This is a genomic window from Streptomyces sp. NPDC054932, assembly GCF_053610205.1.
Map to the genome: position 1 here is coordinate 1 of NZ_JBSGXU010000092.1, position 24,752 is coordinate 24,752.

A 24,752-nucleotide genomic window follows, 5' to 3' on the forward strand; every position below is an offset into this window, starting at 1 on the left:
GCATCCGCAGAACGCCCGTACCTCGCTTGACCAGTTCACCCGCGATGATCAGACGCTGGATCTCGGAGGTGCCCTCCCAGATCCGGTCGACGCGCAGTTCGCGGTAGAGGCGCTCGACCGGGTAGGAGCGGTCGTAGCCGCGGCCGCCGAAGATCTGCAGGCACCGGTCGACGACACGGCCCGACGCCTCGCTCGCCGCCAGCTTGGCGATGGCCGCCTTCGCGTGCAGCGTCTTGCGGTCGAGCACGCCCTCGTCGACCTCCCAGGCGACCTGGTGGGTGTAGGCCCGGTTGACGGCGATGTCGACGGCGCAGTCGGCGAGCATGCCCTGGATCAGCTGGAAGTCGGCGATGGGCGAGCCGAACTGGCGGCGCTCCACCGCCCAGTCCCGCGCCAGTTCCAGGGCCCGCTCCGCCGCCCCGATCGTCCGGGCGGCGATCATCAGCCGCTCCTCGGTGAACCAGGAACGCGTGATGTCGTACCCCTGGCCGACCTCGCCGAGCACCGCGTCGTCGGGGACGAACACCTCGGTGAAGGTGAACTCGGGGTGCTCGTAGACGAAGGTGTGCATCCAGCGCGGCACCCGGGTCATCTCGATGCCCGACGTGTCCTTGTCGACGAGGAACAGGGTCGGCGCGCGCTCCTCCCCGGCGGCCGCCAGCACGATCATGAAGTCGGCGTGGTCGCCGACGGTGACGAACCACTTCTCGCCGTTCAGCACCCAGCCGCCGTCGGTCCGCGTCGCCGTGGTCCGCAGGTTCTGTGGGTCGGAACCGGCCTCCGGCTCGGTCACCGCGTAGCAGTCCCGGCGCCGCCCCCGGATCACGGGGACGAGGTAGCGCTCGCGCTGCTCCGGCGTGCAGAAGGACAGGGCGTTGGCCGGACGCCACACCATGTCCCACAGCGCTCCCGTGAGCCGGCCGAGCTCCGCCTGCACGGTGACCTGCTCCAGGATGGTCAGGCCGGCGCCGCCCCACTCCTTCGGCATGTTGACGGCCTGGAGCCCGCTGTCCAGGACCGCGTCGCGGATCTCGGTGTGGGCCTGCGGGGGCAGCCCGTTGTTCTCCTCGCAGTCGAGCTCGTACTTCATGATGACGTCGGTGAGTGCGCGCGCCGCACTCCGGAGCTCTTCCTGACGGGCGGTGAGGCGGAAGTCCATGTCTGTCTGTCCTCTGGGTCGTGGTGGGGAGCGGTCGTCAGGAGACGGGAGGGGCGAGGGGAGTGGCGGCGGGGAGGGCGAGGGCCCGTGTGCCGCGCTTGATCAGCTCGTTGGCGATGATCAGGCGCTGGATCTCGGAGGTGCCCTCCCAGATGCGGTCGACGCGCAGTTCGCGGTACATGCGCTCGACCGGGTACGTACGGTCGTAGCCGCGGCCGCCGAAGATCTGCACGCACCGGTCGATGACCCGCCCCGCGGCCTCGCTCGCCGCGAGCTTCGCCGTCGACGCCTTCGCGTGCAGCGTCTTGCGGTCGGTCTCAGGCCGGTCGGCCTCCCAGGCGACCTGGTGGGTGTAGGCGCGGTTGACGGCGATGTCGACGGCGCAGTCGGCGAGCATGCCCTGGATCAGCTGGAAGTCGGCGATGCGGGAGCCGAACTGGCGGCGCTCCAGCGCCCAGTCCCGGGCGAGTTCCAGGGCCCGCTCGGCGGCGCCGACGGTCCGGGCGGCGATCATCAGCCGCTCGTCGGTGAACCACTCCTTGGTCAGCTCGTAGCCGTTGCCGACACCGCCGAGCACGTCCTCGTCGGGCACGAAGACATCGGTGAAGGTGAACTCTGGATGCCCGTTGACCGCGGAGTGCATGAACCGCGGGACCCGCGTCATCTCGACCCCGGGCGCCTGCTTGTCCACGAAGAACAGCGTCGCCGCCCGCTCGGGTCCCGCGTCCGCCTGCACCAGCAGGAAGTCCGCGATGTCACCGCAGGTCACGAACCACTTCTCGCCGTTCAGCAGCCAGCCGCCGTCGGTCCGGGCGGCGGTGCTCGTGCCCGAGCCCGGATCGGAGCCCGCACCCGGCTCGGTCACCGCGAACGCGTCGAAGCGCTCGCCCCGGATGACCGGCAGCAGGTACTTCTCCCGCTGCGCCCCGGTCCCGTACGCCAGGACGTTCGCGGGCCGCCACGGGATGTCCCAGAGGCAGTTGGTGACCTTGCCGAACTCCTCCTCGACGATGACCTGGTCCAGCAGGGACAGACCGGCCCCGCCCCATTCGGCGGGCATGTTGATCGCGTAGACGCCGGCGTCCATGGCGGCGCGGGTCAGTTCGCGGACCGTGTCGACGGGCAGCGGTCCGCCCGCCTCCTCGGACCGGTCCTCGTACTGCATCAGGAGCCGCGCGTAGGCGGCGGCCCGGGCCTTGAGGTCGGCCTGTTCGGGTGTGTAGCGGAAGTCCATGTGTCCTCCAGAGCACAGGTGGTGGGGTGGAGCGGTCAGCCCAGGACGGCCCGTGCGTCCAGGGCGAGGGCGCCGTCCGGGCGCACCAGCAGGGGGTTGACCTCCAGCTCGGCGATCTCCGGGTGCGCCGCGGCGACGGTGGTGATGCGCTCGATGACTGCGGCCGCCGCGGCCACGTCCAGGGCCGGCCGACCGCGTACGCCGTCCAGCAGGGCCGCGGTGCGCAGACCGCGCAGCAGGGCCTCGGCCCGCCGGGCCGGTACGGGCGCCGGCGCGAAGGCGACGTCGCGGAGCGTCTCGGTCAGGACACCGCCGAGCCCGACGAGGGCGACCGGCCCGAACCGGGGATCCCGGTTCACCCCCACGATCAGCTCGATGCCGTCCGTGAGGTCGGCCATCGCCTCGACCGAGTAGGCGGGAGCACCGAGCCGGGCGTGCATCTCCCGGTACGCGGCGAGGAGCGCGTCCCGGTCGGCCAGGCGCAGCGCCACACCGCCCGCGTCCGACTTGTGCAGGACGTGCAGGGCCTTGAGGACGTACGGACCGTCGAACTCCGCGGCCGCGGCCAGCAGTCCGGCCTCGTCCGTGATCTCGCGGGCCGCCGGGAACGGTACGCCGGCGGCGCTGAGCAGCGCCCGCACCCCGTGGTATCCCGGGTCCTCCAGCGGCGCGGCGGCGGGCGGCAGCGGGGGCACACCGGGGATGTCCGCAGCCGCCCGGCCGGTCATGGCCGCCAGCGCGCGGGCGGCGTCCTCGGTGGCGGCGAACACCGGCACCCCGGCCTCGGCCAGCACCCGGCAGCTCGGCGACTGCGGATACATCGACTGGACGACCAGGGGCTTCGGCGTGGCGGCGAGGTGCGCGACGATCTCCTTGGCGGCGGCGGCCTCGCCGTCGGCGAGTACGGAACCGCCCGACGGGCCGCCGCCCAGACCGCCCTCGGAGGCGGCGTAACCGCCGAAGTACCCGGTCATCAGGACGGCGTCGACCTCGTCCGCGGCCAGGAGTTCCCGGGCCGTGTCCGCGTACGAGAGCGGGCGCTGTTCACCCATCCCCGCCAGGTCGACGGGGTTGGCGACCGAGGACTGCTCCCACAGCACGGCCCGCAGCCGGTCCTGCGTCGGCCCGCCGAGTTCCGGTACGCCGAGCCCGGCGTCCTCGGCCGCGTCGGCGGCGATCGCGCCGTGGCCGCCGCCGTCCGTGAGGACCGCGGTACGCCGGCCACGCGTACGCGTGCGCGGCCCGGCTGCCAGTGCGGCCAGGACGACGGTCATCTCCCGCGGCGTGCGGACGAGTTCGACCCCGGCGTCGCGGCAGGCGGCGGCCACCACGTCGGCCGAGGTGGTGAGCGCCCCGGTGTGCGACCGGGCGCTGCGGGCCGAGGCGGTGCCCCGGCCGGCGGTGAGCAGCACCACCGGCTTGCCGGCCGCGGCGGCGGCCGCCGCGAAGGCCCGGCCGTCGCCGAAGTCCTCGGCGTACACGGCGATGGCCGAGGTGGCCCCGTGGCGGGCGCAGTCCTCGACGAGGTCGACGAGGGTGACGTCGGCCTGGTTGCCGAGGGAGACGAAGCGGGAGAACCCGAGGCCGTGCGGCTCGCCGCGGAGCTGGAGCTCGAGGGCGAGGTTGCCGCTCTGGCTGAGCAGGGCGACACCGCCGGGGGCGAAGCGGTCCGAGGCGAGGTACAGCTCGGTGGTGTTGTCGGCGATGCCGAGGCAGTTGGGTCCGACGAGGACGGCTCCGGCGGCCCGTACGCGGGCGGCGATCGCCCGCTGCCGCTCCGCTCCGGCGGGGCCGGCCTCGGCGAAGCCCGCGGTGATGGCGACGATGGCCTTCGCCCCGCAGGCCAGGGCCTCGTCGACGGCGGCCTCGAAGCCGGCGCCGGGTACGGAGATCACCACCAGGTCGACGGGCTCGCCGAGGGCGGAGAGCGAGGTGGCCGCCGTCCGGCCGAGGACGGAGCCGCCGCGGCGGTTGACCAGGTGCACGGGCCGCCGGTCGGGGGCGCGCAGGGCCTGGGAGGCCACCGCGTGGCCGTACTTGGCCGGATCGTCGCTGGCGCCGACGACGGCGACCGAGCGGGGGTCGAAGAGGGCGGTCAGATCGCGGCCCATGTCATCCCTCCACGCGGAGGGCGGAGTTGGGGCAGCTGTCGGCGCAGGCGCGGGCGGCGTTCTCGGCACCGGCCGGGACGACGACGGAGATCAGCTGGGCGTAGCCCCATTCGTCGAGTTCGACCAGGTCGGGTGCGGGTTCCTGGCACAGGCCGTAGCCCTGGCAGCGGGTGGAGTCCAGCAGGAGTTTCACGGCGTTCCTTTCAGCACGGGCAGCGGGATGGTGGTGGGGGAGGGGACCGGCACGGGCAGCCGGGTCCGGGCGAAGGATCCGGCGACCTCCGGCACGGCCACCGTGAGGCGGCGGTGGCCGTCCGCGGGCGCGGTGTCCGCGCACACCGGGCACGGCGCGGTGAGATGGGAGCGGACGAGATCGGGGAAGGAGCGGAGCAGGCTGCCCGCGATGCCCGCGGCGGCGTCGAGCAGCCCGCAGGCACCGCGCCCGCGCAGGCCCCGGGACCAGCGGTGCAGGTCGTCCGTGGTGTCCGGGCCGGCGGTCCCGGCCGTGAGGCCGTACAGGGCCTTGCCGACGGCCCCGGTACCGGAGACGCAGACGCCGCACTGCCGTGCGCTCTCGGCCGCGAGGTGGGCGGCCGCGTCGGCGGCGGTGGCCACCGGGCAGCTGCCGCGGGCGAGGAAGCGGATCGCTCCGCAGCCCAGGGCGGTGCCCGCGGTGGTGAGAGCCTCCGGTTCGAGGGGGAGGTCCAGGGCGCGGGCGTCGACGAGTCCGCCGAACAGCCCGCCCATCAGGGCGCCGGTCGCCTCGCCGTTGCCGTACCGGGCCGCCAGGGTGCGCAGCGGGATCCCGTACGTGACCTCGGTGAGCACCGGCGCGGCCGGGCCGCCGGACAGTGTCACCAGGGTGCTGCGGGCGATGGCGCGCCGCAGGTCGGGCCGGGCGGCGGTGAGTGCGATCCGGGCGAGCGTCTCGACGTTGGAGACCAGGGTCGGCGCACCGCCCACCCCCCGCTCGAACGGGCGGGGCGGCTTGGCGGCGGGCAGCGCCGGTCCGCCGTCGATCCGCCGGACCACCGCCGTTTCCTCACCGGCGACGTAGGTGTGGTCGGTCTCGACGACCTCGACGGGCAGGGGCGGCGGGTGCTCGACCAGGGCCCGGCGCACGCTCTCGGCCGCGGCCGGGTCCGAGAGGTACACGAAGCCGCGTACGGCGCCGGTGACCGCGGCGGCGCGGGCGAGGCCGTCGAGGACCAGGTGCGGCCGGGCCCGGAGCAGCCAGCGGTCCTTGACCGAGCCGGGTTCCCCCTCCTCGCCGTTCGCCACGACGACGGGGGAGCCGCCGCCGTCGCGTACGGAGCGCAGTTTGACGGCGGCCGGGAATCCGGCCCCGCCGCGGCCGCGCAGTCCGGAGGCGGTGAGGTCGGCGAGCAGTTCCTCAGGGCCGGTGGCGGCGTCGTAGCCGCCCGTGGCGCGGTAGGCGTCGGCGCTCTCGGCGGAGTGGGGCGCCGCTCCGAGTGCGGTGCCCGGCGGCTGCGCCGTCGGGAGTCGGATGGTGGTCATCGGCCGGCTCCTGTCCTGGTGTGGTCGCGCAGGGTCCGTACGGCGCGTTCCAGCGCGGTACGGTCCTGCGCGGTGCGGCCGTATCCCGGTCCCGGGAGGCCGATGAGCATGCGGTGGTGGTCGAGGACGACCTCGCCCGCGAGCAGGGCGGTGGCGGGGTCGCCGGAGCGGGATCCGGCGGCCACGCCGGTCACCAGCTCGGTGACCTCGGCGAGGTAGCGGAGCCAGCTGTGGCGGCTGCCGCGCAGGATCAGGCGCTCCACGCGGCGCCGCTCCACGGCGGCCAGGTCCTGCGGTGGCCCGGCGGGCGCACTGCGTGACGAGGCGCGCAGTGCGGCGACCGCCGCGGGGAGTTCTCGTTCCGGTTCGGGGGTGAGCCCGAGCCAGTCCAGACGCCGACGACCGCTCATGCGTGCCTCCGGGAGATCGAGGAGATCGAGGAGATCGGGAGATCCGGGGGTGCGGGGCCCGGGAGGGGCCGGGCGGGCCGCACGGCCGGGTCCGCCCCGGTGAACAGGGCGAACGGGGAAAGGGGGCCGGTGCGGCGACAGGAAAGCACGTTTGCTGACCGATCGGTCAGGCAAGAATTACGCTAGCTGACCGATCGGTCAGTGAACAAGTCTTGACCCGGTGGAAATGAGCCAGCAATGTGGCTGTCCAATCGGTCAGCACGGTTCCGGCTTCCCGCCCCGACCGGCTGTCCGCCGCTGGGTCGCGCTGCCTCGACCTGCCCTGCCTCGACCTGCCCTGCCTCGCCCCGCCTCGCCATCGAACGCCGACACCGATCGCCGAACGCCGGCACGGAGGAGTCACCGATGCACTCAAGAGCTCCCGAATCACCGACGGGCCGCACCGGCCGGTCCGAGCGCACCGCCCGGCCCGCCCCGACCGACCGGACCGGCCCACCGGGCCACGCCGAGGCCCCTGCCGGGCCCGTCGCCCGAGAGGCCGCCGCCCCCGGCACCCCCGAACGCGCCGCCCCCGACATCCCCGGGCCCGCCCTCCCGGCGCGCTACTACACCGACCCCGGGACCGCCGCCGCGGAGACCCGGCACGTCTTCGCCAGGTCGTGGCAGCTCGTCTGCCACGAGTCCGACGTGCCGAACCCGGGCGCACGGCTCGCCGCCACGGTCGCCGACCGGGAGGTGCTGGTCGTCCGCACCGAGGACGGCGGCCTCGCCGCCCACCTCAACGTCTGCCGTCACCGCGGAACACGCCTGGTCACCGCCCCTGAACCGGCCGGCAAGGCGATCCGCTGCCCGTACCACGGCTGGACGTACCGCCTCGACGGCAGCCTGGTCGGTGCCCCGGAGGCACGCCAGATCCCCTGCCTCGACAAGCCGAAGCTCGGCCTGTTCCCGGCCCGCGTCGAGTCCTTCCTCGGCTTCGTCTTCGTCAACCTCGACCCCGACGCCGTACCGCTGGCGAAGAGCTGCGCGGGCCTCGCGGAGGCGGTCGGCCACTACGCCGGAGCCGACCTCGTGCCGGTGGGCCGCGCCCGCATCCACGACCTGGTCGGCGCCGAGGTGCAGCAGGCCAACTGGAAGGTGGCGGTCGACAACTACCTGGAGGGCTACCACGTCCCGGTCGCCCACCCCGGCCTGATGCGCCTGCTCGACTACCAGGGCTACACCTGCGAGATCGACGAGTCCTACGCGCTCTTCGCCTCACCGCTGCGCGACAAGCCGTCCTCGAACTGGGCCGAACGCCTCTACCAGCGCATCGCCGCACCCATGCCGGGCCTCGCCGAGGCCGACCGCCGGATCTGGCGGTACGCAGTCATCTACCCGAACACCCTCATCGACTTCTACCCCGACCACGTGCTTGCCTGGACGGCGATCCCCACGGCGGTGGACCGCGTGGCCGTGCCCGGAGCGTTCTACACCCGCCGCGGTACCGGCCTGCGCACCCGCCTCGCCCGCCGTCTGAACATCCACATCGGCTGGATCACCAACGACGAGGACGCGGAGCTGGTCGCCCGCGTACAGAAGGGGCTCTCCACCCCCGGTTTCGAGCCCGGACCGCTGTCCCGCCGCGAGTCGGCGGTCGGCTGGTTCGCCGGCCGCATCCGGGCGGATCTCGACGGCCGCGAACCGTAAGCCGCACGGCCCCGCCCCGCACTGCTCCGCACCGCCCCGGCTGCCGCACCGCCCCGCACGCACCCAGCCGTACGACCGCACCGCACCGCCGCACGACCGCACGTGCGCCGACGCCGCGGCCCCCGCACGACCGAGCCCCCCCGCACCGCTCGTTCCCGCCGTCCCCCTGCGGCCCTACGGAGAGGACCCCATGTCCCCCGAGGCACTCCCCCCGACCAGACGCTCGTTCCTCCGCGCCGGCACCGCCGCCGCCCTCGCCCTCACCGCCGCCGGCTGCGGCTTCGCCACCACGGACGACCCGGCAGGCCAGGCGGCCGCGGAAGCACCCATCGACGTCAAGGTCGACGGCGACCTCGTCTACTTCAACTGGGCGGACTTCGTCGACCCCACCGTCTTCGAAGGCTTCCAGAAGGAGTACGGCGTCGAGGTCGTCCAGTCGAACTACGACTCCATGGAGGGCATGGCCGCCAAGCTCAACGCCGGCAACCGCTACGACATCATCTTCCCCACCGCGAAATGGGCGGAGCGCCTCGCCACCGGCGGCCGGCTGCGCACGATCGACCACTCCCGGCTGCGCAACGCGGAGGCCGTGTTCGGCGGATACGGCTACTTCGCCGACCCCTGGTACGACCCCCGCTCCGCGCACACCGTCCCCTTCACCATGTACAAGACCGGCATCGGCTGGCGCCGGGACCGTCTCGGTGACCTGAGCGGTTCCTGGAATGACCTGTGGAACGACGAGGCCAAGGGCAAGGTCTTCGTCCTCGACGACCGCGACGAGGTGCTCGGCCTGGGCGCGCTCAAGCTCGGCCTCGGCCTCACCACCGGCGACCACGGTGACCTCGCCCGCGTCACCGAGACCCTGCGCTCGCTCCGCCCCCGCCTGCGCGGCTTCTCCAGCGACAGCTACAACAACCTCCTCAACGGCAACGCCGACATGACCCAGGCGTGGAGCGGCGACATGGCCGCCATGCTCGCCCAGGCCGAGGACCCGGCCGTCTTCGGCTTCGAGGTCGCCCGCGAGGGCGCCCCCGTCAACTCCGACTGCTACGCCATCCCCGCCAACGCCCAGCACCCCGGCACCGCGATGCTCTTCATCGACTACATGCTCCGCCCGGAGAACGTGAAGAAGAACATCGAGTACATCGGCTATCCGATGCCGGTCCGCGGCACCGAGGACACGTACGCGGCGCTCGTCGAGCCGTTCCCGCAGTGCGTGGTGAGCGCCGACGACCTCAAGGCCGACCTCTTCTTCCGCAACGGCGACGCACGGGCCGAACGGGCCCGCGACGCCGCCTGGACCGACGTGAAGGCCGGCTGAGATGGCGCGCAGCAACCGAACCGGCACCCCGGTCCGTCCGTCCCAGGACCCGGCCGCACCGCAGGCGCAGCCGCAGGGGAAGGCGGCGGGGCGGGCACAGGAGCGGGACCGGGCGCGGACCCGGGACCGGGTCGCGGCACGGACCCGGGCCCGGACGCAGCCGCGGCTGTGGACCTGGCTCCTGCTCCCCGGCACCCTCTGGATGACCGGCTTCCTCGTCGCCTCCCTCCTCCTCGTGGCCACCCTCGCGCTCGGTACCACCGACCCGCTGGGCAACCCGCGCTTCGGCCTCAACCTCGCCAACCTCACCGCACTGGCCGACCCCGCCTACAGCACCGTCCTGCTGCGCTCCCTCGGCTACGCGCTGATCACCTGCATCATCTGCCTGGCCGTGGCCTATCCGGTCGCCTACGCCATCGCGCTGCGCGGCGGCCGCTTCAAGAACCTGCTCATCGCCGCGATCGTCGTCCCGTTCTTCGCCAACTACCTGGTGCGGATGTACGGCTGGTCCGTCGTCCTCTCCGACGACGGGCCGCTGCTGAGGGCCCTGCGCGCGGCAGGTCTCGCCGACGACGGCACCAAGATCCTCCAGACCGGCGTCGGGGTCATCGCCGGACTCGTCTACGGCTTCATCGTCTTCATGATCATCCCGCTGTACGCGGCGATGGAACGCATGGACACCTCGCTCATCGAGGCCGGCCGGGACCTCTACGGCGGCCCCCTGCGCACGTTCTTCTTCGTCACCGTCCCCGCCACCCGGCAGGGAGCGGCCGCCGGCTGCGTCCTCGTCTTCCTGCCCGCCATGGGCGACTTCGTCAGCGCCCAGCTCATGGGAGGACCCGACCAGATCATGATCGGCAACCTGATCCAGGACAAATTCTTCCAGGGCCAGAACTGGCCGCTCGGCTCGGCCCTCACCATGCTGCTGATGGCGGTCCTGTTCCTCGGGATGCTCGGCTACCTGCGCCGCACCCGCAAGGACGAGGCGGAGGCGGCCCGATGAGCAACCGGCAGCGCCCCCGGCGCGGAGCCGAGCGACGGCCCCGTTTCGCCATCGCGGTCACCGCCCTCTTCTTCGCGCTCCTCTACCTCCCCGTCGGTGTCGTCGTCCTGTTCTCCTTCAACTCCCAGAAGTCCCTCACCGTCCTCGACGGCGTCAGCCTCCGCTGGTACACGGCGCTGCTGCAGGACGACACCCTCCTCGACTCGCTCGGCATGAGCCTGCGGGTGTCCCTGGTCGCCATGGCCGGCTCGCTCGTCCTCGGCGTGGCCCTGGCACTGGGCCTCGTACGCAGCCGCAGCCGCCTCGGCTCCTTCGCCGGCCTGATCATGCTCGTCCCGCTGATCACCCCGGAGATCGTCACCGGCGTCGCGGCGATGCTGCTCTTCAAGGGGCTCGGCATCACCCTCTCCACCACCACCGTGATGCTCGCCGAGATCACCTTCTCCATCTCCTACGTGACGGTGATCCTCCGCTCCCGCATCGCCGCCCTCAACCCGGAGGTGGAGGAGGCCGCCATGGACCTCGGCGCGACCCGCAGGCAGGCCCTGCGCCTGGTGACCCTGCCCGCGCTCCTCCCCAGCATCCTCGCGTCCGCGGTGCTGATCTTCGCCCTCGTCTTCGACGACTTCGTCCTCGCCTACTTCACCACCGGCGTCGACCCGCAACCGCTGTCCGTGCGCATCTACTCGGCGATCCGGTTCGGCGTGCAGCCCACCATCAACGCCGTCGGCACCCTGATGCTGGCCGGATCCATCGGCCTCATCGTCCTCGCGCTCGCCATCCCCCGCCTGTTCGGGCGCAGGGGCGGCCTCGACCTGCTCTCCGGGAAGTGACACCCATGCCCGCCACACCCGCGACCCCCGTGCCCCCGACCCCCATGACCCCGACGCCCGTCCACCCGACCCCTGCCGTCCGGCTCGACCGGGTCAGCAAGCAGTATCCCGCCGCGGGCGGCGCCTACGCCGTCAACGACGTCGAACTCGACATAGCGGCGGGCGAGTTCTTCTCCCTCCTCGGCCCCTCCGGCTGTGGCAAGACCACCCTCCTGCGGATGATCGGCGGCTTCTCCGACCCCACCGGGGGCAGCGTCCTCCTCGACGGCCAGGACGTCACCGGCCTGCCGCCCAACAAGCGCAACGTGAACACCGTCTTCCAGAGCTACGCCCTCTTCGACCACCTCTCCCTCGCCGATAACGTGGCCTTCGGCCTCAAGCGCAAGGGCGTCGGCCGCGCCGAGATCCGCGAACGGGTCGGCGGCATGCTCGACCTCGTCCAGCTCGGGCACCTGGCACACCGCAAGCCGCCCACCCTCTCCGGCGGCCAGAAGCAACGCGTCGCGCTCGCCCGGGCCCTCGTCAACCGGCCACAAGTACTGCTCCTCGACGAACCGCTGGCCGCCCTCGACCTCAAACTGCGCCGGCACATGCAGGTCGAGCTCAAGCAGATCCAGCGCGAGGTCGGCATCACCTTCGTCTTCGTCACCCACGACCAGGACGAGGCACTGACCATGTCGGACCGCCTCGCCGTCATGAACGAAGGCCGCGTCGAGCAGTGCGGAACGCCCGAGGACGTCTACGAGCGCCCCACCAGCAGCTTCACCGCCTCCTTCATGGGCACCTCCAACCTCGTCCCCGGCACGTACCGCTCCGGCCGCGTCGTCCTCGACGACGGGCCCGAACTGCCCGTCGGCCACCGGCCCGCCGTCGCCGAAGGAAGCAGGGTCAACCTGTCGATCCGCCCCGAGAAGATCTGGCTGTCCGACCTGGAGCCGGACATGGCCCGCGCCGACGGCGTCGTCCGCGAAACCGTGTACTGCGGCCCGACCACCACCTACCTCATCGAACTGGCCCCCGGCGTCACGGTGTCCGTACTGGAGCAGAACACCGTCCGCTCCCGCATGGAGGACCGCTGGAGCGGCGGCGAGCGCGTCGAGATCGGCTGGAAGCCCGAGCACTGCCTGGTCCTGGACTGAAGCCGCCCGACCGAAGGAACAGCACATGAACCACGACGTCATCGTGCTCGGCGCCGGCCTGGCCGGCCTCGCCGCCGCACGCGACCTCGCCTCCGGCGGAGCCGACGTCCTCGTCGTCGAGGCCCGGGACCGGGTCGGCGGACGCGTCGAACAGACCGGACTCCCCGACGGCCGGCTGGTCCAGCTCGGCGGCGAGGTCGTCGGCCGCGCCCACACCGCCTACCTGACCCTCGCCGCGGAACTCGGCCTCACCCTCGTCCCCAGCTACGTCGCCGAGCCCGGAGCCCTCACCCGCGCCACACCCGAAGGGGTGAGCGCAGGCGATCCGCCCCACTGGTTCGGCCCCGGCGACGACGCCTGCCACCGGAAGGTCACCGCCGCGTTCTGCGCGCTCGCCCTGACCGTCGACCCGGACGACCCCTGGTCCCACCCCGACGCGACGGCCCTCGACCGGTCCTCCGTCGGCGACTGGCTGCGCGCCCAGGGAGCGACCCCGGCCGTCGTCCGCCTCTGGGAGATCGGCCAACTCGCCCTCGCCGACGGCTCGTACGAGCGCACGTCCCTGCTCGCCGCCCTGCGCAAACACGCCGCCGTACCCGTACCCGCAACTGCATCCGGCCCCGACCACTACGACTACGAGGCATGGGAGGGCCTGCGGGTCGCCGAGGGCTCCGCGACGGTGGCCCTGCGCATGGCCGCCGGACTCGGCGGTCGCATCCGCACGGGCGCGCCCGTCGAGGCCGTCACCGTCCGCCGGCCCGGCAGCTGCTCCGTACGGCTGACCGGGGGCGAGACCCTCACCGCCGACGCGGTCGTCAGCGCCCTGCCCGTCGGCCCGCTCCGTTCGGTCGCCGTCACCGGCGTGTCCGAGGAGCGCCTCGCCGCACTGCACCGCCAGCGCCAGGCGCTCGCCGCGAAGTTCGTCGCCGCCTACGACCGGCCGTTCTGGCAGGGGCGCGGCCGCAGCGGCCTCTCCGAATGCGAAGGGGTCCTCGGCAGCACCTGGCCGCAGAACGACGGCATCCTCTCCGCCCTCGTACCACCCGAGAGACTGGGAGTCCTGCTCGGCATGCCCGCACCGCTGCGCACCGGCGAGCTGCTCGCCGACATCGCCCGCCTCTACGGCGACGAGGCACACCGACCGCTCGCCACCTACGTCCGGATGTGGGGGACCGACCCGTGGACGCAGGGGTACGTCACCCAGTGGACCCCCGGCGACGTCATGGCCGTCGGCCCCCGCCACGGAACCCACGAACCGCCCTTCTACGTGTGCGGATCCGACCAGTGGGTGGCCGGCTACATGGAGGGCGCCGTACGCACCGGACGCGACGCGGCGAAGGAGGCGCTGCGCCGTGGCTGACACCGGGACCGTGCTCAACCACATCGCGGGAACGGACCGGCCCGCCGCCTCGGGCGAAACGATGGAGCTGGTCGACCCCGCCACCGGCCTGGTGCACGGCCACGCCCCGCGGTCCGGCCGGGCCGACACGGACGCCGCCTGCGCGGCGGCCGCAGGCGCGTACGCGCACTGGTCCACGACCACGCCGGCCGAACGCCAGCGCGCCCTGCTCGGCATCGCCGACGCCATCGAGCAGTACGCGGAGGCCTTCGTGGCCGCCGAGACCGGCGACACCGGAAAGCCCGCCCGTCAGTTCAGGACGGAGGAACTGCCCGCGATCGTCGACAGCGTCCGCTTCTTCGCCGGAGCCGCGCGGAACCTGCCCGGCGTCGCCGCCGCCGAGTACACCGAGGGCCGTACCTCCCTGCTGCGGCGCGAACCGGTCGGGGTATGCGCCCAGATCACCCCGTGGAACTACCCGCTGATGATGGCGGTGTGGAAGATCGCCCCGGCGATCGCCGCAGGCAACACGACCGTGCTCAAGCCCGCCGACACCACCCCCTCCTCGTCCGCGCTGCTGGCCCGCGTCGCGGCCGCACACCTGCCGCCGGGCGTGCTCAACGTGGTCTGCGGCGACCGCGACACCGGGCGGACGCTGACCGCCCACCCCGATGTCGCCCTGATCGCGGTCACCGGCAGCGTGCGCGCCGGCCGGCAGATCGCGGCCGCCGCGGCCGCCGACCTCAAACGGGTCCACCTGGAGCTCGGCGGCAACGCTCCGGTCCTGGTCCACGACGACGTGGACGTCGCGGCGACCGCCGCCGCCCTCGCCGCGGTCGCCTACTACAACGCGGGCCAGGACTGCACCGCGCCCACCCGGCTCCTGGTGCACCACCGGGTGCACGACGCGTTCCTCGCGGCCTTCGCGGCCGAGGCGGGCAAGCTCCGCACGGGCGCGCCGGACGAGCCGGACGCCGACTTCGGCCCCCTCAACAGCGCCGCCCAGCTGGCTTCGGTACGGTCCCTGCTCGACCGGTTGCCGCGGCGTGCCGAGATCGTCACCGGGGGCGCCCGCCTGCCGCGGCCCGGCTTCTTCCACGAACCGACCGTCGTCGCCGGTGTGCGCCAGGACGACGAGATCGTGCAGGAGGAGATCTTCGGTCCCGTGGTGACCGTGCAGCCCTTCGCGGACGAGGAGGAGGCCCTGCACCTGGCCAATGACGTCCGCCACGGCCTGGCGGCCAGCGTGTGGACCACGGACCACGACCGGGCGATGCGTGCGACCCGGGCCCTGCGCACCGGGATCGTCTGGGTGAACACCCACGGCACCACCGTCTCCGAGATGCCCCACGGCGGGGTCAAGCACTCGGGCTACGGCAGCGACCTCTCCATGGCGGGCCTCCTGGACTACACCCGGGTCAAGCACGTCATGCTGTGAGCCCGTCCGGGGCATTCGGGTCAGCCGTTCAGGGAGGCCATCAGCTCGGGGGCGTAGCGGTCGCCCGAGGCCACGCCGTGCGGTGCCACGGCGTCGATGGCGGCGAGCTCCGCGGGGGTGATCGTCACTGTGGTGGCGGTGACGTTCTCCTCCAGGTAGCGGCGGCGCTTGGTGCCCGGGATGGGGACGGCGCCCTGGTGGAGGGTCCAGGCCAGGGCCAGCTGCGAGGGGGTGACGCCCTTCTCGGCTGCGAGTCGGCGCACCTGGTCCACGACGGCCAGGTTGCGGTGGAAGTTCTCGCCCTGGAAGCGGGGGTCGGTGCGGCGGAAGTCGTCGTCGGCGAAGTCGTCCGGGCTGGTGATGGCGCCCGAGAGGAAGCCCCGGCCGAGCGGGGAGTAGGCGACGAGCCCGATGTTCAGCTCGCGGAGGGTGTCGAGGACGCCGTCGTGCTCGATGCCGCGTTCGAAGAGGCTGTACTCGGTCTGCACGGCGGCCAGCGGGTGCACGGCGTGGGCGCGGGCGATCGTGGTGGGGGAGACCTCGCACAGGCCGATGTGGCGGACCTTGCCGGCCTCGACCAGCTCGGCCAGTGCGCCGACGCTCTCCTCGATCGGCACGTTCGGGTCGACGCGGTGCAGGTAGTAGAGATCGATGTGGTCGGTGCCCAGGTGGCGCAGGGAGCGGTCGGCCGAGCGGCGGATGTACTCGGGGGTCGCGTTGTGTCCGACGAAGGCGCCGTCGTCGGTGAACTCGACCCCGGTCTTCGTCGCGACGACGGCCGCCCCGCGGCGGCCGGCGAGGGCCTTGCCGAGGAGCTGCTCGTTGCGGAAGGGGCCGTAGCCCTCTGCGGTGTCGAGAAGGGTGACGCCCAGCTCCAGTGCGCGGTCGATCGTGGCGAGGGACTCGGTCTCGTCGGTGGCGCCGTAGTGGGCGCTCATGCCCATCAGGCCGAGGCCTTCGGCGCCGACCTTCAGTCCCTGGCCGCCCAGTGCGCGGATCTCCATGGTGTGCTCCTCGAAAGAAAGTAACTAACTGGATAGATAGAGTCTGCGACGCGTCGCTCCCGTTTGTCAATAACCGGATAGTTACTTGCTAGGCTGCGGCTCATGGCACGGGATTCCAACGCGACGAAGGCGCGTCTGCTCGACGCGGCCTTCACCGAGTTCGCGACGTACGGCATCGCCGGCGCGCGCGTCGACCGCATCGCCGAGGCGGCGCAGGCGAACAAGCGGCTCATCTACGTCTACTACGGCAACAAGGAGCAGCTCTTCGACGCCGTGCTCCAGCGGGCCCTCGAGACGGGCTCGGAGTCCGTCCCGTTCGACGCGGACGACCTGCCCGGCTACGCGGGCGCCGTCTTCGACCACCTCGTCGAGCGGCCCGAGCTGATGCGGCTCGTGCTCTGGAAGCAGCTGGAGCGCCCGGGGTCCACGGACGCGGAGGCCTCGTCCTACGAGGGCAAGATCGCGGCGGTGCGGCGGGCGCAGGAAGCGGGCCGGATCGATGCCCGGCCGGCCGCGGCCGACCTGCTGACCCTGGTCATCGGCCTGTCGCAGGCCTGGTTCGGTGCGATGGGCGGCCCGGCGGCGGGCGCGGCGGGCGCGGGCTGGCCGGCCGATCGCCTCGCCGAGCACCGGACGGCCGTGGTGGAGTCGGTCCGCCGGATCACCGCGCCCCGGGCCGCCGACGCCTGAGGCGCCGGTCGGCGCCGGGGCGCCTGAAGGGGGTCCGCGGGCGCCTGCGGGCGCCCCTGCGGCCCGTCAGCGGTACGGGCCGGCGAACTCCAGCAGGGTCCGCTCGTACCGCCCGCCGAAGCCCACCCGGGTGAGGTCCTTGAACGGGAACTTCGACAGCTCCGGATGCCACCGCGCCTCGGTGTCCACCTCCCGCAGCCGCAGCGACTTCGGCCGTACCTCGGCCACCTCGCCGATCCAGCAGGCGTCCGGCGCGTGCCGCTCGACGTGGAGGGACACCAGCCCGAAGGCGTCGGAGGCACCCTTCGCCAACTCCGCCGGCCCGTCCAGCGCGAGCTCCGGCCGCGGTGCCCGGGCCGGCCAGAGGCCGCGCCGGCGCAGCGCCCGGACGGTCAGGCAGTCCTCGCCGCCCTGCCGCCGGACCTTGGTGATGTCCGGGGTGCGCACCGCCGCCCAGCCGTCGAGCTGGATGTCACTGCAGAGGGCGATCAGCGTCCACGCGGCACCCGTGCCGACGACGAAGCCGTCGAGCCGATCCGCCTCCCGGATCGCCGACCGGTGGACACGGACCAGAGCCCCTGACGACACCGCCTCGTCGAGCCGTGCCTTGATCCTGTTGTCCATGGACAGATCCTGCACGGTACCGGGGTGCGGCGTCACCTGTGTTCGGCCGGGGCTTGACCTCAAGTGCGGTTGAGGAAACATGATCAGGTCCATGGACATCGAACACGCGGCCCGGGCCGCTTCCCTCGAGGCGATCGAACAGGTCGTCGCCACTGTCGAACGTACCCAACGGGCCAAGGACGCCGAGGGCTTCCTGGCGCTGTTCCACCCCGAAGCGCTGTGGACCACCGCGCACGGGAAGGTCCTCATCGGCCTCGACGCGATCGCCGCGTTCACCCGGGCGGTGTTGCCGACGGCGACCTGGGACGGCGAGGTCACCTACGAGGTGGTTCACACCCGGTTCCTGCGCCCGGACGTGGCGGCGGTGAAGGTTCGCCAGCTCTACCGCTCGCCCGATGGCGACACCGAAGGCGCGCCGCTCTACGTGATGACACGGGAGGCGGACGGCCGCTGGCTGCTGACGGCCTGCCAGAACACCCAGGTCGTGGCGGCCGACCCGACCTGAACGCGGACCCGGACGGGGCGGGCACGGGAAGGATCTTTCCCATGCGGAGGCATGTCGGAGCGGGCGGGGCACGGCGGTTGGCCGGGCCGACGTTCACCCGGCTTTCCGGGCGGGGCCGGGCGCGGACGGGCGCGACCGCTCGTTGCCTTCCGCGGCCGGCAGGGGCAATACGGTGGACGAGCCCGACGGCGACCCGGTAGCGTCCGGTCCGGACCACACCGTGCGAGACGAACGGAAGGAGGCGAGTGCCGTGCAGTTCACCACCATCCAGCGCTCCCTCCCCGACACCCCGGTGTGGCACGGCTGATCCGACCGGGAGCGCTCCATGCAGTACGCATCCCGGAGGAATCATGACCGACCTGGTCATCCGCGCGCTCGACGAGAGCGACGCCCATCTGTTCGACGCACACCCGGACCCGCTGCACGCACGTGCCGCGCACCAGCGGACCACCCACCGCCCGGACTGGAAGCGCGTGGCCCTGCGCGACGGCACGGTCGTCGCCCGCGCCGCCTGGTGGGGCGGCTCCGACGACAAGGAGCCCGTCAACGTCAACTGGTTCGACGTCGCCGAGGGCGAGGAAGCGGCAGGGGCCGAACTCCTGCGCACCGCCCCGTGGCAGGTCGAACTCGAGATCAACCTCCCCGGCGGCTGGCGCGAGCAGCCCGACACGGCGGCCGCCGCCGGGACGCGCTTCGCCGCCGCCCGTGCGGCCGGGTACGAGCTCCTGGTGGAACGCTTCCTGTACCGCTGGACCCCGGAGTGCGGACTGCCCGAGCGGCCCGGACGCCTCCGCTTCCAGGCCGAACCCGACGACGCGGTCTTCTTCGACGCACTGCGCCGCATCCACGCGGCCACCCTGGACGCCCACTCGCTGAAGGCCATCGAGGCGGGCGGCCTCGACCGGGCCGCCCAGGAGGAGCTCGACTTCTTCCACTGGTGCCCGTCACCGCGGGAGTGGTGGCAGGTCGCGCGAACCCCGGAGGGCGAGCCGGCCGGCATCCACATCCCGGCCCACAACCCGTCCGGACCGACCATCGGCTTCATCGGCGTCCTGCCGGAACACCGCGGCCACGGCTACGCCTACGACCTGCTCGCGGAATGCACCCACTTCCTGGTGGAGCAGGGCGCCGAGGCGGTCACCGGAGCAACGGACCGGGGCAACTTCCCGATGGCCGCGAACTTCGCGAAGGCCGGCTTCCCCGTCGTGCGCGAGCGCATCAACTTCCACCCCACGGCCGAGGCGTAGCCGGGGCGAGGCAGGGGGCACGGACCGCGAACCACGTCCGTGCCCCCCTCCGGGGGAATCTCTTTGATGCGGTGAGCAACCGGCACCGGTGTGGCCGGCGTCCCTCGATGCACAAGATCACCATTGGGCGCAGAGGAGTTCGAGATGACCGGCACAGCTACCCGATACCTCTATCTGGTCCGGCACGGCGAGGCAGTGTCGGAGGAGGGCGGGCTGACGGAGGGCGGGCGCCGGCAGGCCGTCCTGGTCGGTGAACGGCTCCGGGACGTCCCTCTCGCAGCTGTCCACCACGGTCCGCTGCCCCGGGCGGAGCAGACCGCACGCCTGATCGGGGAGCAGCTGAAGAACGTTCCCCTGCACGTCTCGGATGTCGCCGGTGACTACGTCCCCCATATGCCGGTGAGGGACGAACTCCCGGAGGAATCGGCGGACTTCTTCCTCCGCTTCCTTGCCGACGCCACCGAGGAGGAGGTGAAGCACGGACCTGCGCTGGCCCGCCAGGCGCTGGATGCGTTCACCGGGCCGGTGGACGGTGAACAGGACCGGCACGAACTGATCGTCACCCACAACTTCCTGATCGCCTGGCTCGTTCGTGACGCCATGTATGCGCCCCAGTGGCGCTGGCTCGGCCTCAACCACTGCAACGCCGCGCTCACGGTCATCCGGTACGCGCCGGGCCGGCCGGCCTCCGTCCTCCTCTCCAACGACATGCGGCATCTGCCCGCCGATCTGCGCTGGACCGGGTTTCCCCCCGAGATGCACATCTGAACGTGCCCGTCACTGTGACAGCCGGACACGTCCTCCGGCGCTGACCCTCACCGCGGGCGGGACGGGGAACCCTCCGGCGCCGGATCGACCTGCCCATGAAGTCACCGTCGATGAACCGGGCATCGAGCCACGCCTCAGAACCCTCTGAGCGTCACGCCGGCCGTGGCCTCCCGCAGCTGCGCCGTCTGCGCCTGGACCAGGTGGAACAAGGCCTCCCGCGCCAGCCGCCCCGCCGTGTTCCCGTACTGCACGGCGCGGCCGCCGGTCGCCGCCACACAGGCGGCCGCGGCCCTCACCCCCAGGTCCAGGGCTGCGGCCCGGACCTCGATCCGGGCCGGTACCTCCTCCTCGGGGGCCACCTCGTCGCGCAGGGCGTACGCCTCGGCGCGCAGCCGGGCGGCCTCCGCCGCCAGCCGGTGGGCGAGGGTCTCGTACGTGGCTCCGGCCCGCGGAGCAGCCGCCAGCAGCAGATCGACGGCTGCGCGCAGATGGCCGAAGACGGCCGGCTGGGCGTTCGCGTTCTCCAGGTCGTAGGACCGGGCCCACTGCTCCCTGGGCTCGATGGAGATCACGTCGGCCGGCGGCACGACGAGATCGCGCAGCTCAACGGCGGCCGTGCGGGTCGCACCCATGGCCCACAGCGGTGGCGATTCCACAGCGACCAAGCCGCTCCCGGGCCCCGGAGCGCAGTCGACGCGCACGAACAGGGCCTGATCATCGGCGGTGACGGCACCGATGATCGCCATGTCCGCGAGGCCCCAGCCGGTCATCCAGGGCACACGCCCGCGCAGTCGCCACCCCTGCGCGCACCGCTCCGCGGACACGGGCGGCTGCGGATGCCGCAGGAAGGCGAAGCCCGCCGTGGCCTGCTTCACGCCCGTGACCAGGCCGGGCAGCCAGCGGCTGCGCAGACCGGCGTCCGCGCTCCCGGTCAGCGCCTTCACGAGGCCGAAGTGCTGGGTGTAGACGAACCAGGTGGACGGATCGACGGCGGACAGGATCTCGTGGACCTCGCGGATCACCTGCCGGCCGGTGCAACCGCTGCCGGGCGCCGGCTCGTACCCGACGATCCCGTGGGCGCCGCTCCGGGCCAGCTCGTCCAGCCGGGTACGGGAGACGCCCTCCACAGCCGTGCGCTCCGCATCGGGCCGGAGCACGGCCGTCGCGACGCGCGCGACCGCCGCGATCAGCGGCTCGGCCGCCAGGCTCGGCGGCGTCCCCAACTCCGTTTCCTCGCCCGGTACCCCTCGCATCAGCGACCACCCCGCTCCGATCCCGCCCCGTACGACTGTTCGTAGCACTTCCCGATCGGCGGTGGCGGCACGCCGGTGGCCAGCGGCTGCTTCCGGCGTGGAACGTCCGTCAGCTCAGTGGTGGTCGGGAAGGTGCCAGCGGTGGGGGGCGACGAGCGCGTCGATGCTCTCCGGGCCCCATGTGCCGGGCGCGTACGGCTCCACCGGAAGGGGTCCTTCCAGCAGCGGGGCGGACAACTCCCACAGGCGTTCGATGCCGTCGGACCGCGTGAAGAAGGACTGGTCGCCGAGCATCGCCTCCAGAAGGAGGTGCTCGTAGCCCTCCAACGAGTTGTCGGCCGTGAAGGAGCTGCGGTAGCCGAAGACCATGTCGGCCTGTGCCAACCGCATGGCGGGTCCGGGCTCCTTGACGAGGAACCGGGCCGTGATGGAGCCGGGATCGGCGAAGTCGATGACGAGTTCGTTGCCCCGGCCGTCGGCTGCCGCCCGCGCGTCCAGGGGGAACATGCCCAGGACGGGCTCGCGCAGGCCCAGGGTGACGACGTGCCGGCCCTCGGCCAGTGCCTTGCCCGAGCGCAGGTGGAAGGGGACCCCGGCCCACCGCCAATTGTCGATCTCGACGCGCAGGGCGACGAAGGTCTCGGTGTCCGAGGCCGGATCCACCCCGGACTCGTCGCGGTAGCCCGTGTACTGTCCGCGGACGACGTGCGCCGGGTCCAGCGGCCGGATGCTGCGGAACACCTTGACCTGCTCGTCCCGCAGCGACTGGCCGTCGAGGACGACCGGCGGCTCCATCGCCACGAAACCGAGCAGCTGGAACAGGTGGGTGACGATCATGTCGCGGAAGGTTCCCGTGCCCTCGAAGAAGTGCGCACGGCCCTGGATGTCGATCTGCTCGGGCACGTCGATCTGCACGTGGCTGATGTGCTCGCGGTTCCAGAGGGGTTCGAAGAGACCGTTGGCGAAGCGGAGGGCCAGGATGTTGTCCACCGCCTCCTTGCCCAGGAAGTGGTCGATCCGGAACACCCGGGACTCGTCGAAGACGGTGTGGATGGCGTCGTTGAGCGCGCGGGCCGACGCGAGGTCGGTCCCGAACGGCTTCTCGACGATGACACGGGCGTCCTGCGCGAGGCCGGTGGCGCCGAGGATGTCGATGACCGAGGTGAACGCGACGGGTGGCACGGCGAGGTGGAAGAGCCGCCGCGGAGTGCCCCCGAGGGCCTGCTCGGCCCGGTGCACCGCCTCCACCAGGGGCTCCGGGGCATTCGGGTCGGCCGCGCCGAAGGACAGCGCGGACTCGAACTCCTGCCATACGGGGCCTTCGGGACGTGAGCGGCCGAACTCCGCCACGGCCTGCCGTGCGTGGGCGCGGAACTCCTGGTCGCTCAGGGACTCGGACGCGGGGGCGGAGCCGACGATCCGGTAGCGCTGCGGCATCAGCCCGGCCGCGGCGAGATGGAAGAGCCCGGGCAGCAGTTTGCGCCGGGCCAGGTCTCCCGTGGCGCCGACGAGGACGATGACGTGATCCGCCGGGCCGGGCCCGGGGGACCGGGCGGGCTGGTCGGACTGGTCAGGCTGGGCGGACCGGGCGGGCTGGTCGGACTGGGTCATGGCGGGAATCCTCACGCGTCCGCGCCGGGGCGCTTCATGGCACGGCGCACGAGACCGGTGACCACCGCACGAGACCGGCTCGTACGGGGTGCACGGGTGGGCCTGAGGGCATCGCCGTACTTCCGTTCCGGACGGTCCTCTCGCCCTCAGGACCCCACTGTGCCCGCTGACCAGGGATCCGGCACCCGGGAATCCCCCACCCGGGTCACGCCCCCACTGCGGCGAGGCGGCGGCCGGGCCCGCGTTCAGATGCCGGCCGGTGCGGAAGCGTTGGTGTTGAGCAGGGTCAGGCCGAGGTGGGTCAGCGTATGGAGGGCAGCCTTCCGCTCCCGGGTGAGGGCGGTCAGTCCGGCGCCGCGCAGCGTGGTGGCGTGCTCGCTGGCGCTGGCCGGCGAGATCCCCGCCCTCCGGGCCAGCTGCGTCGTCGTACACGCGGGATGGTCGGCTATCACGCACAGCACGACCGCCCGGGTACGGCCGAGCAGCGCGGACAGCGCCGGCGGTACGGGAGCATCCACGTGGCGTGCCTCGGCCGGGGGAGCCCACAGCCCGGCCGCGTCGACCGGATCGTGCAGAGCCGGATAGACCATCACCATGGCATCGGCCCGCGGACCGGTGAACAGCTGCGGAACCGGTCCGCAGAACACCGACGGGGCCAGGACCAGCGGGCGCCCCGCCAGGTGGAAGTCGGCGGACGGGTGGACGAGCGGGCGATAGCCCGGGATCTCCAGCACGGGGGGCTTCCACACGGCCATCGGGCCCAGGCTCTCCAGCAACGCCGTCACCCCGCCCTGCACCATCAGGCGCCCTCGGCGCGCCACCTCCCCGTCCAGGTGATGGCGGATCCGCCCCCAGTACGAGGCGACCGCCACCCGGTGGCACTCCTGCAGCGCGGCGGCGAGACGCCCCACGGCCCGCTGCTCCGCCGCCGTCACCCCGGACAGCCAATCGGTCCGCAGCCTGCTCGTACCGGCGCACACGCCGAACTCCTCGCGCAGCCGACCCTCGGGCGCGCTGACCAGCCGCTCCAGGCCCTCGCTGATACAGCCCGCAGGGCCCACCAGGGTGAACAGGTCCACCAGGGCTCCGGCCGGAGAACCGAGGAACCTCGCGGCGTGCGGCCCGTCCCCCGTGACGAGCGGGCCGGTGCGCGCACGCCAGCCGCCGAACAGCGCCTTGCCGTCACGCCGCTGGAGGTTCCACAGACCGAGCGAGGTCTCCGCGAGCGGACCCAGCACGTCGACCCTCACCCGCGCCAGGTCCTCCGCGGTGAAGTGCAGTCGCAGCACACCGGCCTCCTCCTCACCCGCCTGGGCCGAATGCTTCCCTCTGCCCTCGATTCGGGGGAGTCCGAAACGAGTCGATCTGCCCGGGGGCGGGCGTGAATCCTGTTCGACAGAGCGTCACTTCCCGCTGAGTGCCGGATGACGGGGGAACGGCCTCGGCAGACCCCAGGAAAGGGAGAAGTCATGCGCACGACAGTGATACGGGTCCTCGCCACACTTGCCACCAGCGCGGCCGTCGTCATGATGACCACGACGGGGGCCTCGGCGGCGACCCCTCCGGGCACGGCCGCCGGCGCACCCGCCCACCTGACACCGGCCGGGGTCCCGGCCTGGGATCACATCGGCGAGTTCAGCAGGTCGGAGTGCATCTGGCTGCGGGATTCCTATGTCGGCAAGGCCAAGTGCGTCCGGAACGCCGGAGGATTGTACGACCTCTACCTGTGGGTGTGATCGACCGGCTTCCCGGAGACACGCGCGGGAGAGCCGTTCGAGGGTGAGGACGGGGGCCGCCCACAGGTCCGCGAGTACGATCCGCTGACCTGACGCAAGGGCCCGGCCCCGGCGATCCCA

Annotated in this window: 24 protein-coding genes; 13 read left to right on the top strand and 11 right to left on the bottom strand. The window is 72.7% G+C overall.

Annotated features, from left to right (window positions below):
• The 6 genes from ACWGE1_RS23555 to ACWGE1_RS23580 form a co-directional block, all read right to left on the bottom strand.
• A partial coding sequence (locus tag ACWGE1_RS23555) for an acyl-CoA dehydrogenase family protein (protein WP_453422467.1) occupies positions 1–1,159 on the bottom strand: 1,159 nt, incomplete at its 3' end.
• A 37-nt stretch (positions 1,160–1,196) separates the two neighbouring features.
• Positions 1,197–2,393, bottom strand: a complete 1,197-nt coding sequence (locus ACWGE1_RS23560) for an acyl-CoA dehydrogenase family protein (protein WP_453422468.1) — start codon at positions 2,391–2,393, stop codon at positions 1,197–1,199.
• Positions 2,394–2,428: 35 nt separating this feature from the next.
• Positions 2,429–4,504 (bottom strand): acetate--CoA ligase family protein, encoded by a 2,076-nt coding sequence (locus ACWGE1_RS23565; protein WP_453422469.1) that lies wholly within the window; start codon positions 4,502–4,504, stop codon positions 2,429–2,431.
• Between the two features lies 1 nt (position 4,505).
• Complete coding sequence (locus ACWGE1_RS23570; protein ID WP_453422470.1) at positions 4,506–4,697, bottom strand: ferredoxin; 192 nt, start codon at positions 4,695–4,697, stop codon at positions 4,506–4,508.
• Positions 4,694–6,022, bottom strand: a complete 1,329-nt coding sequence (locus tag ACWGE1_RS23575) for an NADH-ubiquinone oxidoreductase-F iron-sulfur binding region domain-containing protein (protein WP_453422471.1) — start codon at positions 6,020–6,022, stop codon at positions 4,694–4,696. Before ACWGE1_RS23575 ends, ACWGE1_RS23570 begins: the two co-directional genes overlap by 4 nt.
• Complete coding sequence (locus tag ACWGE1_RS23580; RefSeq protein ID WP_453422472.1) at positions 6,019–6,432, bottom strand: hypothetical protein; 414 nt, start codon at positions 6,430–6,432, stop codon at positions 6,019–6,021. Before ACWGE1_RS23580 ends, ACWGE1_RS23575 begins: the two co-directional genes overlap by 4 nt.
• Positions 6,433–6,837: 405 nt before the next feature.
• Between ACWGE1_RS23580 and ACWGE1_RS23585 the strand changes: the two genes are divergently transcribed.
• The 7 genes from ACWGE1_RS23585 to ACWGE1_RS23615 all read left to right on the top strand — a co-directional run bounded on the left by ACWGE1_RS23585 (position 6,838) and on the right by ACWGE1_RS23615 (position 15,194).
• Positions 6,838–8,121 carry an SRPBCC family protein gene (locus ACWGE1_RS23585; protein ID WP_453422473.1) on the top strand — a complete coding sequence of 428 codons (1,284 nt, stop codon included), beginning with the start codon at positions 6,838–6,840 and terminating at the stop codon, positions 8,119–8,121.
• Positions 8,122–8,311: 190 nt separating this feature from the next.
• Positions 8,312–9,442 carry a polyamine ABC transporter substrate-binding protein gene (locus ACWGE1_RS23590; protein ID WP_453422474.1) on the top strand — a complete coding sequence of 377 codons (1,131 nt, stop codon included), beginning with the start codon at positions 8,312–8,314 and terminating at the stop codon, positions 9,440–9,442.
• Between the two features lies 1 nt (position 9,443).
• Positions 9,444–10,445, top strand: a complete 1,002-nt coding sequence (locus tag ACWGE1_RS23595) for an ABC transporter permease (protein ID WP_453422475.1) — start codon at positions 9,444–9,446, stop codon at positions 10,443–10,445.
• Positions 10,442–11,278 (top strand): ABC transporter permease, encoded by an 837-nt coding sequence (locus ACWGE1_RS23600; RefSeq protein ID WP_453422476.1) that lies wholly within the window; start codon positions 10,442–10,444, stop codon positions 11,276–11,278. The genes ACWGE1_RS23595 and ACWGE1_RS23600 overlap by 4 nt, the downstream gene beginning before the upstream one ends.
• The gene (locus ACWGE1_RS23605; RefSeq protein WP_453422477.1) at positions 11,275–12,417 is read left to right on the top strand and encodes an ABC transporter ATP-binding protein; all 1,143 of its coding nucleotides are present in this window, start codon (positions 11,275–11,277) and stop codon (positions 12,415–12,417) included. Before ACWGE1_RS23600 ends, ACWGE1_RS23605 begins: the two co-directional genes overlap by 4 nt.
• 25 nt (positions 12,418–12,442) lie before the next feature.
• Positions 12,443–13,777, top strand: a complete 1,335-nt coding sequence (locus ACWGE1_RS23610) for a flavin monoamine oxidase family protein (protein WP_453422478.1) — start codon at positions 12,443–12,445, stop codon at positions 13,775–13,777.
• Positions 13,770–15,194, top strand: coding sequence for an aminobutyraldehyde dehydrogenase (locus ACWGE1_RS23615; RefSeq protein WP_453422479.1), 1,425 nt, complete (start codon positions 13,770–13,772; stop codon positions 15,192–15,194). The genes ACWGE1_RS23610 and ACWGE1_RS23615 overlap by 8 nt, the downstream gene beginning before the upstream one ends.
• A 20-nt stretch (positions 15,195–15,214) precedes the next feature.
• On the opposite strand, the gene ACWGE1_RS23620 is transcribed toward ACWGE1_RS23615, so the two are convergent.
• Positions 15,215–16,198, bottom strand: coding sequence for an aldo/keto reductase (locus ACWGE1_RS23620; RefSeq protein WP_453422480.1), 984 nt, complete (start codon positions 16,196–16,198; stop codon positions 15,215–15,217).
• 102 nt (positions 16,199–16,300) lie between these two features.
• Between ACWGE1_RS23620 and ACWGE1_RS23625 the strand changes: the two genes are divergently transcribed.
• Entirely contained in the window at positions 16,301–16,888 is a 588-nt protein-coding gene (locus tag ACWGE1_RS23625; protein ID WP_453422481.1) for a TetR family transcriptional regulator, read from the top strand.
• 66 nt (positions 16,889–16,954) lie between these two features.
• Here the strand turns inward: ACWGE1_RS23625 and ACWGE1_RS23630 are convergent, their stop codons facing one another.
• Positions 16,955–17,512 (bottom strand): hypothetical protein, encoded by a 558-nt coding sequence (locus ACWGE1_RS23630; RefSeq protein WP_453422482.1) that lies wholly within the window; start codon positions 17,510–17,512, stop codon positions 16,955–16,957.
• 91 nt (positions 17,513–17,603) lie between these two features.
• Between ACWGE1_RS23630 and ACWGE1_RS23635 the strand changes: the two genes are divergently transcribed.
• From ACWGE1_RS23635 to ACWGE1_RS23650, 4 genes are all read left to right on the top strand, one after another.
• Positions 17,604–18,017, top strand: a complete 414-nt coding sequence (locus ACWGE1_RS23635; protein ID WP_453422483.1) for an SgcJ/EcaC family oxidoreductase — start codon at positions 17,604–17,606, stop codon at positions 18,015–18,017.
• A gap of 172 nt (positions 18,018–18,189) precedes the next feature.
• Entirely contained in the window at positions 18,190–18,324 is a 135-nt protein-coding gene (locus tag ACWGE1_RS23640; RefSeq protein WP_453422484.1) for a hypothetical protein, read from the top strand.
• A 43-nt stretch (positions 18,325–18,367) separates the two neighbouring features.
• Entirely contained in the window at positions 18,368–19,264 is an 897-nt protein-coding gene (locus ACWGE1_RS23645; protein ID WP_453422485.1) for a GNAT family N-acetyltransferase, read from the top strand.
• A gap of 144 nt (positions 19,265–19,408) precedes the next feature.
• Complete coding sequence (locus ACWGE1_RS23650) at positions 19,409–20,032, top strand: histidine phosphatase family protein (protein WP_453422486.1); 624 nt, start codon at positions 19,409–19,411, stop codon at positions 20,030–20,032.
• 134 nt (positions 20,033–20,166) lie between these two features.
• Here the strand turns inward: ACWGE1_RS23650 and ACWGE1_RS23655 are convergent, their stop codons facing one another.
• The 3 genes from ACWGE1_RS23655 to ACWGE1_RS23665 form a co-directional block, all read right to left on the bottom strand.
• On the bottom strand, positions 20,167–21,285 hold the full coding sequence (locus ACWGE1_RS23655) for an acyl-CoA dehydrogenase (RefSeq protein WP_453422487.1): 1,119 nt from the start codon (positions 21,283–21,285) through the stop codon (positions 20,167–20,169).
• Positions 21,286–21,399: 114 nt separating this feature from the next.
• Positions 21,400–22,896, bottom strand: a complete 1,497-nt coding sequence (zwf, locus tag ACWGE1_RS23660) for a glucose-6-phosphate dehydrogenase (RefSeq protein ID WP_453422488.1) — start codon at positions 22,894–22,896, stop codon at positions 21,400–21,402.
• 245 nt (positions 22,897–23,141) lie between these two features.
• Entirely contained in the window at positions 23,142–24,185 is a 1,044-nt protein-coding gene (locus ACWGE1_RS23665) for a winged helix-turn-helix domain-containing protein (RefSeq protein ID WP_453422489.1), read from the bottom strand.
• A 180-nt stretch (positions 24,186–24,365) separates the two neighbouring features.
• On the opposite strand from ACWGE1_RS23665, the gene ACWGE1_RS23670 reads away from it, so the two are divergent.
• Positions 24,366–24,632: a hypothetical protein gene (locus tag ACWGE1_RS23670; RefSeq protein WP_453422490.1), complete on the top strand. Its 267-nt coding sequence runs from the start codon at positions 24,366–24,368 to the stop codon at positions 24,630–24,632.
• The last annotated feature ends 120 nt before the right edge of the window (positions 24,633–24,752 follow it).